Annotated in this window: 12 protein-coding genes; 8 read left to right on the plus strand and 4 right to left on the minus strand. The window is 69.5% G+C overall.

Going from position 1 to position 11,322, the window contains the following annotated elements:
• The first annotated feature begins 48 nt into the window (after window positions 1-48).
• Window positions 49-615, plus strand: a complete 567-nt coding sequence (locus TCCBUS3UF1_RS06960) for a thioredoxin family protein (RefSeq protein ID WP_014515809.1) — start codon at window positions 49-51, stop codon at window positions 613-615.
• A 60-nt stretch (window positions 616-675) separates the two neighbouring features.
• The gene (locus tag TCCBUS3UF1_RS06965; RefSeq protein ID WP_014515810.1) at window positions 676-1,626 is read left to right on the plus strand and encodes an NAD-dependent epimerase/dehydratase family protein; all 951 of its coding nucleotides are present in this window, start codon (window positions 676-678) and stop codon (window positions 1,624-1,626) included.
• Here TCCBUS3UF1_RS06965 and TCCBUS3UF1_RS06970 read toward each other — a convergent pair.
• Window positions 1,623-3,011 (minus strand): lyase family protein, encoded by a 1,389-nt coding sequence (locus TCCBUS3UF1_RS06970; protein WP_014515811.1) that lies wholly within the window; start codon window positions 3,009-3,011, stop codon window positions 1,623-1,625. The genes TCCBUS3UF1_RS06965 and TCCBUS3UF1_RS06970 overlap by 4 nt on opposite strands.
• Window positions 3,012-3,093: 82 nt before the next feature.
• Here TCCBUS3UF1_RS06970 and TCCBUS3UF1_RS06975 point away from each other — a divergent pair, with 82 nt between their 5' ends.
• Genes TCCBUS3UF1_RS06975 through TCCBUS3UF1_RS07000 form a run of 6 tightly spaced genes read left to right on the plus strand, consistent with a single transcriptional unit; the run spans window position 3,094 to window position 9,673 of the window.
• Entirely contained in the window at window positions 3,094-4,278 is a 1,185-nt protein-coding gene (locus tag TCCBUS3UF1_RS06975) for an ABC transporter substrate-binding protein (protein WP_014515812.1), read from the plus strand.
• Between the two features lie 54 nt (window positions 4,279-4,332).
• Entirely contained in the window at window positions 4,333-5,208 is an 876-nt protein-coding gene (locus tag TCCBUS3UF1_RS06980; protein ID WP_014515813.1) for a branched-chain amino acid ABC transporter permease, read from the plus strand.
• Window positions 5,208-5,984, plus strand: a complete 777-nt coding sequence (locus TCCBUS3UF1_RS06985) for an ABC transporter ATP-binding protein (RefSeq protein WP_014515814.1) — start codon at window positions 5,208-5,210, stop codon at window positions 5,982-5,984. The genes TCCBUS3UF1_RS06980 and TCCBUS3UF1_RS06985 overlap by 1 nt, the downstream gene beginning before the upstream one ends.
• 10 nt (window positions 5,985-5,994) lie before the next feature.
• The gene (locus TCCBUS3UF1_RS06990; protein ID WP_014515815.1) at window positions 5,995-6,744 is read left to right on the plus strand and encodes an ABC transporter ATP-binding protein; all 750 of its coding nucleotides are present in this window, start codon (window positions 5,995-5,997) and stop codon (window positions 6,742-6,744) included.
• A 6-nt stretch (window positions 6,745-6,750) separates the two neighbouring features.
• Window positions 6,751-8,604 carry an AMP-binding protein gene (locus TCCBUS3UF1_RS06995; protein ID WP_014515816.1) on the plus strand — a complete coding sequence of 618 codons (1,854 nt, stop codon included), beginning with the start codon at window positions 6,751-6,753 and terminating at the stop codon, window positions 8,602-8,604.
• A gap of 1 nt (window position 8,605) precedes the next feature.
• Window positions 8,606-9,673, plus strand: coding sequence for a branched-chain amino acid ABC transporter permease (locus tag TCCBUS3UF1_RS07000; RefSeq protein WP_014515817.1), 1,068 nt, complete (start codon window positions 8,606-8,608; stop codon window positions 9,671-9,673).
• Here TCCBUS3UF1_RS07000 and TCCBUS3UF1_RS07005 read toward each other — a convergent pair.
• From TCCBUS3UF1_RS07005 to TCCBUS3UF1_RS07015, 3 genes are read right to left on the minus strand one after another with little or no spacing between them, the layout of a single operon-like run.
• The gene (locus tag TCCBUS3UF1_RS07005; protein WP_014515818.1) at window positions 9,670-10,212 is read right to left on the minus strand and encodes a glycerol-3-phosphate acyltransferase; all 543 of its coding nucleotides are present in this window, start codon (window positions 10,210-10,212) and stop codon (window positions 9,670-9,672) included. The two genes, TCCBUS3UF1_RS07000 and TCCBUS3UF1_RS07005, sit on opposite strands and share 4 nt — an antisense overlap.
• Window positions 10,212-10,619, minus strand: coding sequence for a SufE family protein (locus tag TCCBUS3UF1_RS07010; RefSeq protein ID WP_041433999.1), 408 nt, complete (start codon window positions 10,617-10,619; stop codon window positions 10,212-10,214). The genes TCCBUS3UF1_RS07005 and TCCBUS3UF1_RS07010 overlap by 1 nt, the downstream gene beginning before the upstream one ends.
• Window positions 10,620-10,628: 9 nt before the next feature.
• On the minus strand, window positions 10,629-11,321 hold the full coding sequence (locus TCCBUS3UF1_RS07015) for an SDR family oxidoreductase (protein ID WP_014515820.1): 693 nt from the start codon (window positions 11,319-11,321) through the stop codon (window positions 10,629-10,631).
• Window position 11,322 lies beyond the last annotated feature (1 nt).

Raw genomic sequence — 11,322 nt, forward strand, 5'->3', positions numbered from 1 at the left:
CGACGGGGGCCATTGTCCCGGAGAGGCGGGCGGGCCTATGATGGGGCCATGCTGCAGTACCCCGAGCTTCCCCTGGAAAGCCCCCTGGTGGACGCCGAGCTTCCCGACCCCCGGGGAGGGCGCTACCGCCTCTCCCAGTTCCAAGAGCCCCTCCTGGCCGTGGTCTTCATGTGCAACCACTGCCCCTACGTGAAGGGCTCCATCGCCGAGCTGGTGGCCCTGGCGGAGAGGTACCGGGGCCAGGTGGCCTTCGTGGGGATCAACGCCAACGACTACGAGAAGTACCCCGAGGACGCCCCGGACAAGATGGTGGCCTTCGCCCAAGCCCATGGCATCCCCTTCCCCTACCTCCTGGACGAGAGCCAGGAGGTGGCCAAGGCCTACCGGGCCCTGCGCACCCCCGAGGTCTTCCTCTTTGACGAGAGGCGCCTCCTGCGCTACCACGGTCGGGTGAACGACAGCCCCAAGGACCCCAGCCAGGTCCGAAGCCACGACCTCGAGGCGGCCATTGAGGCCCTCCTCCGCGGCGAGGAGCCGCCCCTCAAGGAGGCCCCGGCCATCGGCTGCACCATCAAGTGGCGCCCCGGCAACGAGCCCGAGGTGCGCATCGGCTGACCCCCGGCCCGCCTCCCCCGCCAGGAAGGGTATACTGGCGGGGGTTTTTGGAGGTTGCCCATGCGCGTCTTGGTCACGGGTGGAGCGGGGTTCATCGGCAGCCATATCGTGGACAGCCTGCTGGCCGAGGGGGTGGAGGTGGCCGTTTTGGACAACCTCTCCACCGGCAAGCGGGAAAACGTGCCCCAAGGGATCTACTTCTACAAGGTGGACCTGAGGGATCGGGAGGGGGTGGAGCGGGTCTTCCGCGAGTTCCGCCCCACCCACGTTTCCCACCAGGCGGCCCAGGCCTCGGTGAAGGTGAGCGTGGAAAACCCCTTCCTGGACTTTGAGGTGAACCTTTTAGGGGGGCTTCACCTCCTGGAGGCCTGCCGCAAATGGGGGGTGGAGAAGCTCCTTTTCGCCTCCACCGGCGGGGCCATCTACGGGGAGGTGCCGGAAGGAGAGGCGGCGGAGGAGACCTGGCCGCCCAAGCCCAAAAGCCCCTACGCCGCCAGCAAGGCCGGCTTTGAGGGATACCTCTCGGCCTACGGGCAGAACTACGGGCTCAAGTGGGTTTCCCTGCGCTACGCCAACGTCTACGGCCCCCGGCAGGACCCCCACGGGGAGGCAGGGGTGGTGGCCATCTTCGCCGAGCGGGTCCTGAAGGGGGAGGCCGTCACCCTTTACGCCCGCAAGACCCCCGGGGACGAGGGGTGCGTGCGGGACTACATCTACGTGGAAGACGTGGTGCGGGCCCACAACCTGGCCCTCAAGGGCCTCGAGGGGATCTACAACGTGGGCACCGGGGAGGGGCACACCACCTTGGAGGTCCTGGAGGGGGTGGCGGAGGCAGCCGGGAAGGCGCCCCTGGTCCACCCCGCCCCCCCGCGCCCGGGGGACCTGGAGCGGAGCGTCCTCTCCCCCCTCAAGCTCATGGCCCACGGCTGGCGGCCTGAGGTGGGTTTCAAGGAGGGGATCCGGCGCACGGTGGAATACTTCCGCGCCCGCCAGGATACCCCCTCGGCTTAGGGGGCCTTCGGGCCCTCCGGCACCGGGAGGCCCTGGACCAGGAAGCGCCGGGCCAGTCGCACCCGGGCGCGAAGGGCGTTTAGGGCCTTTCGCTCCTCCCGAAGCCGCCCTAAGGCCCTTTTCAGGGCCTCGGCCCGGGCCTTGGGCCCCACGCCCCCTAGGACCTCGCGGCGGGCGAAGAAGCCCTCGAGGCTCACCCAAAGGGCCAGCTCCCCCGCCTCCACCCCCAAGGCCCCGGGCTTAAGCCCGGGAAGGGCTTCTTGGACCCGGCGGTAGGCCTCCGCGAGGGGGACCCCCTTGCGCACCAGGAGGTCCACCGCCTCAGAGGCCAGGACCCCGGGGGTAAACCCCTCCAGGAGGAGCTCGGGGACAAAACGGCTCTCCTCCAAGGCCACCCGGGTTAGGGCCAAGGCCGCTTCCGCCTGCCCCAACACCTGGGCCAGGGGTTCCAGCACCCCGGTGGAGTGGTCGTTGAGGTCGGTGAAGGGAGTGTTGTGGTTGAGGTGGGCCAGGAGGCCAATCCCCCCCAGAAGGCCCGCGGCGTGGATGCGGGCGTGCTCCAGCACCACCGGGTTCCGCTTCTGGGGCATGAAGCTGGAACCCTGGGCCAGGCTTTCCCCCACCACGAAGCCTCCCCGCTCCGCCCAGAGGAGGAGATCCGTGAGGAAGCGGGAAAGGCTAGCCCCCAAGCCCGCCAAGGCCATGGCTAGCTCCAGGGCGTAGTCCCCGGCGGCCACCGCGTCCAGGGTGTTCTCCACGGGGCCGGCGAAGCCCAGAAGGGCGGCCAGCCGCTCCCGGCTCACCGGGTAGGGGCTTCCCGCCAGGGCGCTGGCCCCCAAGGGGGAACGGTCCAGGGTGCCCAGGGCCTGGAGGAGGCGCTGGTAGTCCCGCCCCAGAAGGGCCTCCACCCCCAGGAGGTAGTGGTCCAGGGTGGAGGGCTGGGCCGGTTGGTGGTGGGTGCGCAAGAGGATGGGCACCCCCCGGTGGGCCTCCGCCTGGCGCACCACCGCCCGCCTCAGGCGCCAGAAATCCCCCAGAACCGCCAGGACCCGGTCCTTGAGGTAGGCGCGGAACACCGTCAGGTCCAGGTCGTTGCGGGAAAGCCCCCGCCGCACCGCCCCCGCCACCTCCTCCCCCCAGTGCTCGGCCAGCTGGGCCTGGATGGAAAAAAAGACATCCTCCACCTCCCCGGTGAAGCTGGGCAGGGGCAGGGTGCGCAGCTCCCGCAGGGCGGCCACGGCCTCCCCAGCCCGAGGAACCCCCAGGCGGGCCAGCTCCAGGGCGTAGGCGGTGAGGGCATCAAAGAAGTGGGGCACTAGGGCCTCGCGGGCAAAGCGGTAGTGGCGGCCCAGGACGAAGCGGCGGTACACCCCGTGCCAGCGCATGCCTCCATCCTAGTTTGGGGACTTGCCGGGGCAAGGGTGGCGTGTTATCTTTGGCCCAAGCACAACCCGAAAGGAGGCTGCCATGAAACGCAGGGAGTTTTTGAAGAAGCTAGGCGTAGGTTCTTTGGCGGCGGTGGGGATGCCCTACATCGCCACCGCCCAGGCCAGGCCGGTGAAGCTGGCCACCCTCCTGCCCCTCACCGGCCCCTTCGCCTTCGCCGGCAACGCGGGACGGGAAGGCTTCGTGGACGGGGTGGACTACGTCAACGAGGTGCTGGGCGGCATCGGCGGAAGGCGACTGGAGCTCATCGTGGAGGACACGGGCTACGACGTGGCCCGGGGCACCGCGGCCTTCAACCGCGTGATCTCCCGCGAGCGGGCCGATGAGCTCCTTTTCGTCTACGGGGACTCCACCGGCCTCTCCAAGGCCCTGGCCCCGGAGATCGCCCGCATCGGCCTCCCCTACTCGGCCACCAGCTTCGCCAACGAGCTGGCCGACCCCAAGACCTACCCCACCATCTTCGTCTTCGGCCCCACCTACAACGACATGGTGGAGGCCCTGCTGCGGCAGATCCGCCTGCAGAAGGGCCGGGCCAAGATCGCCCTGGTCTACTCCAACACCGAGTTTGGCCGCGACCCCATCCCTTACGCCAAGGAACGGGCCAAGGCCTTGGGGATGGAGGTGGTCCACGAGGAGGTCACGCCCCCCGCCTTCACCGACGCTACCCCGGTGGTGCTGAACCTGCGCCGGGCCAACCCGGACTTCGTCATCCTCCAAGGCTACGCCCTCTCCGTGGAGCCCCTCATCCTGCGGGCGGCCCGGGAACAGGGCCTGCAGGCCCAGTTCATGGGCACCTACTACTCGGCGGAGCTGGCCCTCATCCAGCGGGCAGGGCCCGCAGCCGAGGGGTTCACCGTCACCTACCATAACGCCTACTGGTACGACACCCTGGTGCCCGCGGTGGACGAGATGCGCAAGTTCCGCCAGCGCAAGGGCCGGGACGCCTCCTACCGCCCCACCTACTACATGGGGAGCCTGGCGGTGGCCCTGGCCTTGGCCGAGGCCATGCGCCGGGCCGCGGCCGCGGGCAAGCTCACCCGGGCCGGGGTGGTGGAGTACCTGGAGAAGCTGGGGGACTACAACGGCCTCGGCCTGCAGCGGAGCTACGAGTTCGTGAACCACCGCCTGCCCTACACCAAGCTCTACCGGGCTAGCGTCAAGGACGGGCGCTTCAACGCCATCAGCGACTGGATCAAGCTGGCCTAGAAACCCCTCGCTCCCGGGCCGGCAGGGGCCGGCCCGGGGCTCACCGGAGGCAGCGTGTCCGACCTCTTGCCCTACCTGATTGGCGGCCTGGCCAACGGGGCCCTTTACGGCCTTCTGGCCCTGGGGTTCGTCCTCGTCTACCGGGCCACCAGCGTGGTGAACTTCGCCATCGGGGAGTTTCTTCTGGTGGGGGCCTACCTCACCTACTCCTTCGCCCTGTTCCTTCCCTTGGCCCTGGCCATCCTGGCCGCCTTGCCCCTGGCCTTCCTCTTCGGGGTCCTGGTGGAACGGGGGTTTGTCCGGCCCCTTCTGGGGCGGAACGTGGTGGCGGTGATCATGGCCACCATCGGCCTGGCCGCGGCCCTGGACGGAGGGGTGCAGCTCCTCTGGGGGCCCGACCTCAAGTACCTCTCGGGAAGCCTGCCGGACCTGGGCTTCCAGGCCGGGGGGGTCTTCGTCTCCTCCCGGGCGGTGTGGAACCTGCTCCTGGCCCTCTCCTTGGGCCTAGGCCTCCTTTGGCTCTTGCGCCGGAGCCGCTACGGCATCCTGGTGCGGGCCATTTCCGAGCGGGAGGTGGCCGCCTTGGCCCTGGGCATCCCCACCGCCCGCCTGCTGGCGGGGGTCTGGGGAATCTCCGCCCTTTTGGCCACCTTGGCCGGGGCCCTTTTGGCGGTGGCCAGCGGGGTAGGGCACAACCTGGTCTTCTTCGGCATGAAGGTCTTCCCCGTGGCCATCCTGGGGGGGCTGGACTCCGTGGGCGGGGCCCTCCTCGCCGGGTTTCTGCTGGGGGCCCTCGAGGCCCTCTCCCAACGCTACCTGGAGCCCTTCCTTCCCGGGTTCACCGAGGCCCTGCCCTTCCTGGTGGTCCTCCTGGTCCTCCTGGTGCGGCCCTACGGCCTTTTGGGCGAGCGGCAGATTGAGAGGGTCTGATGCTTTCCGTAGCCAACCTCAAGGTGGTCTACCGGGGGGTGATCCTGGCCCTGGACGGGGTCTCCCTGGAGGTGAGGGACGGGGAGGCGGTGGCCCTTCTGGGCCCCAACGGGGCGGGGAAAAGCTCCTTGGTGCGGGCCTTGGCCGGGCTTCTGCCCAAGTTTGAGGGACGGGTGCTGGACGGGCACATCCACCTCTTCGGCCAGGAAACCACCCACCTGGACCCGGTGCGCATCTCCCGCCTGGGCCTCACCGCCGTCCTCGAGGGCCGCCCCCTTTTCCGCTACCTCACGCCCGTGGAGAACCTGGTGGCCGCCGGCCACCGCCTCCCGCCAAGGGAGCTCAAGGAGGGCATGGAGGAGGTCTTCGCCCGCTTTCCCCGGCTCTACGAGCGCCGGCACGAGCAGGCGGGCTACCTCTCCGGGGGGGAGCAGCAGATGCTCCTTCTGGGCATGGCCCTCCTCACCCGGCCCAAGGTCCTGGTGGTGGACGAGCCCTCCTTGGGCCTGGCCCCCAGGCTGGTGGAAGAGGTGATGCGCACCCTGGATGCCCTGCGGCGGGAAAAGGGGCTCTCCCTCCTCCTGGTGGAGCAAAACGCCCGGGCCGCCCTAGCCGTGGTGGACCGGGTCTACGTGCTGGAGCGGGGCCGGGTGGTGTTTGAAGGGGACGCCAAGGCCGCCCAGGAGGACCAGGACGTGATGGAGTTCTACCTGGGCAAGGAGGAGGTGGGCTTCCGCCAGGCCCGGCGGTACCGCAGGCGGAAGCGCTGGGTCTAAAGGGGGACACATGGAACCAATCCTGGAAACCAGGAACCTCCACCTCTCCTTCAAGGGGGTCAAGGCCCTGACAGGGGTGGAGTTCGCCGTGCACAAAGGGGAGTTCTTCGCCGTCATCGGGCCCAACGGGGCGGGCAAGACCACCTTGCTCAACGTCCTTTCCGGGGTGTACGAGCCGGAGCGGGGGGAGGTCTTCTTCTTGGGGCAAAGCCTCAAGGGGAAAAGCCCCCAAGAAAGGGCCCGCATGGGCCTGGGACGCACCTTCCAGGGCCTGGAGATCTTCCGCGGGATGAGCGTCTTGGACAACGTGAAGCTGGGGGCGGAGCTGGCCCTGCCCGCCTACCCCCTGGCCCTTCCCCGGCGGGAACGGGAGGAAAGGCTCCGGGCCTGGGCCGAGGAGGTCCTGGACTACCTCCACCTTTCCCCCTTCCGCCACCTGCCCGCGGGGATGCTCCCCTACGGCCTGCAAAAGCGGGTGGAGGTGGCCCGGGCCTTGGCCGGGCGGCCCCAGCTCCTCCTCCTGGACGAGCCCATGGCCGGGCTTTCCCTGGAGGAAAAGCAGGACCTGGCCCGCTTCCTCCTGGACGCCCGAGAGGAGTGGGGTGTGACCCTGCTTTGGGTGGAGCACGACCTCCGGGCCGTTCTGGAGCTTTCCGACCGGGTCCTGGTCCTCTCCTACGGGGAAGCCCTCTACTACGGACCCCCCGAGGGGGTGCGCCGGGACCCCAAGGTGGTGGAAGCCTACCTGGGCCATGCGTGAGGGAAGATGAAAGGAACCCTGCTGGAACACCTGTACCGCCACGCCAAGGAGCGCCCCGAGGCCCCGGCCCTCCGGGTAAAGCGGCTTGGGGTGTGGCAGAAAACCTCCTGGAAGGACCTGCTGGACCGCGTCCTCCGCCTGGCGGGGGGCCTCCAGGCCCTGGGGCTCAAGGAGGGGGAGGTCCTGGCCATCCTGGGCCACAACGCCCCCGAGTGGGTGGAGGCCGAGCTGGCCGCCCAAGCCCTGGGGGCCTTGCCCATGGGCATCTACGCCGACGCCATGCCCGAGGAGGTGGGCTACTTCCTGGAGTTCACCGGGGCCAGGGGCATCGTGGTCTCCGACGAGGAGCAGCTGGATAAGGTCTACCCCCACCTGCACCTTTTGGACTTCGTCCTGGTGTGGGAGGAGGCGGGCATGACCCGGCACTTCCGCGGCAAGGTGCGGCGCTTCAGCGAGGCCCTGGGCGACCCCCGGGTGGGGGAGGAGGCCCTGAAGCGGCGCCGCCCCGAGGAAACCGCCCTCCTGGCCCCCACCTCGGGCACCACGGGCCGGAGCAAGCTGGCCATGCTCTCCCACCGCAACCTCCTGGCGGGGCACGAGGCCGTGGGCCGGGCCCTGGGCTTCCAGAAGGGGGCCTGGGTCTTCAGCTACCTCCCCCTGCCCTGGATCGGGGAGCAGATGCTCACCGTGGTGCAAAGCCTGGTGGAGGGCTCCACCGTCCATTTCCCCGAGGACCCCACCACCCTGCGGGAGGACCTGAAGGAGGTCCAGCCCGATTTCTTCCTGGCCCCGCCCAGGCTCTGGGAGGATATGGCCAGCCTCATCCAAAGCCGCATGGCCGACGCCGACTTCCTCAAGGCCTTCTTCTTTCGGGTGGGGATGGGCGCCCTGCTGGAGGGGGCGCAGCGGGAGTTCCGGGGGGAGAAGGTGGGCCTGTGGCTGGACCTCAAACGGGCCCTTTTCTACCCCCTCATCGCCCGGCCCCTGCGGGCCCGGCTGGGCCTGGCCGCTTGCCGCATTGCCGTCACCGGCGGGGCCCCCTTGGGGGGGGAGGTCTTCACCTTCTTCCGCGCCCTGGGCCTGGACATCCGCCAGGTCTACGGCCAGTCGGAAACCGCCGCCGCCACCACCGCCCACGCCACTGGGGACGCCCCCCCGGAGACCGTGGGCCCGCCCCTACCCGGAACCGAGGTTCGCCTGAGCGAGGAAGGGGAGATCCTGGTCCGGGGGCCCCAGGTCTTCCAGGGCTACTTCCGCCAGGAAAAGGCCACGGCGGAAAGCTTCACCGAGGATGGCTTCTTCCGCACGGGGGACGCCGGCTTCTTTGACGAGCGGGGCCACCTGGTGATCCTGGGCCGGGTGAAGGAGGTGGGGGCCCTTCTGGACGGCACCCGCTTCGCCCCGCAGTTCCTGGAAAACCGCCTCAAGTACTCCCCCTACATCCGCGAGGCCGTGGTCCTGGGCCACGGAAAGCCCTTCGTGAGCGCCCTCATTGAACTGGACCCGGAAAACGTGCAGAACTGGGCCCGCAAGCGGGGCATCCCCTTCACCACCTACCTCTCCCTCACCGAGCGCCCCGAGGTCAAGGCCCTCATCGCCGAGGAGATCCGCATGGTCAACCGGACCCTGCCCGAAAAGCTTCGCATCCAGCGCTTCGCCCTCTTGCCCAAGGAACTCCACCCCGACGACGAGGAGATCACCCGCACCCGCAAGGTGCGCCGCCAGGTGGTGGAAACCCGCTACGGCCCGGTGATCCAGGCCCTCTACGGGGAAGGGGGGCGGGTGGAGCTCACCCTGCCCATCCGCTACCTGGAGGGGGAAGGGCGGCTTTCCGCCAGCCTGGAAGTGCAGGAGGTGTGAGGTGTACGCCCTGGCCAAGCACCTGGCCGATGCCTTCAGCCGCCGCTACGCCCGGGCGGTGCGGGAAACCTACCGGGAGGACGAGGCCTACGCCAGCACCCCCCTGGGCCGGGTGGCCCTTTTCCTCTTCCTGGTCCTCCTCTTCCTCCTGCCCCTCTTCCTGGGGCCTTACCCCATGTACGTGGCCACCCTGGTGGGGATCGGGGCCCTTTCCGCCCTGGGCCTCCACCTCCTGGTGGGGGGGGCGGGGCAGATCTCCTTGGGGCATGCGGCCTTCATGGGGGTGGGGGCCTACGCCGCCAGCCACCTCTTCGGCCCCTTGGCCCCCTTGGGCATCCTGCTGGGCGGGGGGATCGCTGCCCTACTGGGGCTGGTCCTCGCCCTTCCCTCCTTGCGCATCAAGGGGGTCTACCTGGCCATCGCCACCTTAGCCTTCCAGTTCCTGGCGGACTACGTCTTCAAGAACTGGGAGGCGGTGACCGGGGGGATCCGGGGCCGCACCCTGCCACCGCCCGAGCTTTTGGGCCTTCCCTTGGACTCCCCAGAGCGGCTTTGGTACCTCCTCCTCCTCTTCGCCCTGCCCCTTTTCTTCTATGGCAAGCGCCTCCTCATGACCCGGGCCGGGCGGGCCTTCATGGCCGTGCGGGACAACGACCTCTCCGCCCGGGTGGCGGGGGTGGACCTCACCCGGGTGAAGCTTCTGGCCTTCGCCCTGTCCGCCTTTTACGCTGGGGTGGCCGGGGGGCTTTTGGCCCAGCTCTACAAGGCGGTGACCCCGGAGTACTTCCCCCTTTCCGTGAGCATCCAGTACCTGGCCATGGTGATCGTGGGCGGGGCGGGGACGGTCCTGGGGGCGGTGCTGGGGGCTTTCTTCGTCCTCCTCATCCCCGAGGTGCTCAACAGCTACGTGGGGGCCCTGGGCCCCCAGTACGCCGCCGCCCTGGCCGCCTGGCGCAACGTGATCTTCGGCCTCCTCATCCTCTTCTTCCTCATCCTCGAGCCCCTGGGGCTGGTGGGGCTATGGGGCCGGATCCGCAACTACTTCCGCACCTGGCCCCTGCCCTACTAGCGGTCCCAGTCCTTGAGGTGGCGCAGGGCCACGGGAAGCCCTACCCCAAGGCCAAAGAGGAGGTGGGGAAGGGCGTGGCCCAGGAGGGTGGAAAGCAGGGGCAGGGCCAGGGCCACGGCCAGGGCCGAGCGGTAGGGCCGGCGGGAAAGGAGGTAAAGGAGGGCGAAAAGGAGGAGGGCCAGGAGGAGGATCCGGGGGTCCACGGCCAGCAATACCCCCGCCCCCGTGGCCAGGGCCTTGCCCCCACGGAAAAGGAGCCAGGGGGAAAAAGCGTGCCCCCAGACCGCCCCCACCCCGCCCAGAAGCCCCCCCAGGGGGCTTCCCGCTGCCCCTTCCCCCAGGGCCACGGCCAGGAGGCCCTTGAAGAGGTCCAGGAAGAGGACCATGAGGCCGGGCACCGGGCCCAGAAGGCGGTAGGCGTTCAGGGCCCCAGGGTTGCCGGAGCCCTCCCTTAGGACGTTCCGCCCCCTTAGGGCCCCGAACCAGTAGGCCACGGGGAAGCTGCCCAGGAAGTAGCCGAGAAGGAGGGCCAGGAACATCAGAGGCTCTTGCGCACCTGTTCCTGGAGGCGGAGGAGAGCCGCCTCGAGGCCCCTAAGCCGCAAGGGGGTGAGGAGGTCCTCCAGCCCTGCCCCCCGGTAGAAGCCCGGAGGGACGGCCAGGACGGCCTCCGGAGGCTCCCCTTCCAGGCCCTCCTTGAGGAGGCCGGCAAAGGCCTTCACCGTGGGGGCCTCGTCGGGGACGAAGAAGTGGAGGCGCACCCTCCCCTCCTCCACCCAGGCCTTGAGGAAGAAGGGGGTCTGGCACTCGTGCACCCGCTCCAGCTCCACCTCCTTGGGAGGGGTGGGGACCTTTTTGGCGTAGTCCAGGAGGACCTGGGTCTTGAGCTCCTTGGGCATGGCCCGGAGGAGGTCCAAGGCCGCTTGGAGTTTGGGGGGAAGGGCCATGGCCAAAGCCTACCCTCCCTTGGCGGGAACCTGGGTGGGCCGGAGTTCCATTTCGCTCACCAAGGCCCTTTCCGGCATCTCCAGGGCGAAGAGGACCGCCTGGGCCACATCCTCTGGGGCGAGCTTCCAGGAAGCCCCGGGGGTGTTGCCGGCAAAGCCGGTGTCCACCGAGCCCGGAAGCAGGTTCACCACCCGCACCCCCTTCTCCCTCAGCTCCAGCAGGGCCGCCCCCATGAGGCCCAGGAGGCCGAACTTGCTGGCGTTGTAGGCCCCCCCGCCCTTGAAGGGGTGCTTGCCCGCCAGGCTGGCCACGTTCACCACCACCCCCCGGGAGGCCAGGAGGGCAGGCAGGGCCGCCTTGAGGCCCAGGAAGGGGCCTAAGAGGTTCACCTCCAAGACCTCGCGGAACTCGGCCTCGGAAAGCTCCTCCAGGGGCTTCATGATGCCGATGCCGGCGTTGTTCACCAGGGCGTCCAGCCGGCCAAAGGCCTCGAGGACCCGGGCCACCGCCCTTTCCCAGTCCCCCAGGCGGCGCACATCCCCGGGGAGGGGCAAGGCCCCTTCCCCCAGCTCCGCCGCCAGGGCACCAAGCCGCTCCCCATCCCGGGCCAGGAGGCCCACCCGGTAGCCGCGGGCGTGGAGGTGCCGGGCGATGGCCTCCCCGATCCCCCGGCTGGCACCCGAAACCAAGGCCACGCGCATG

Origin of the sequence: Thermus sp. CCB_US3_UF1, from assembly GCF_000236585.1 — a bacterium.
In the GTDB taxonomy this organism is placed as follows: Bacteria; Deinococcota; Deinococci; order Deinococcales; family Thermaceae; genus Thermus.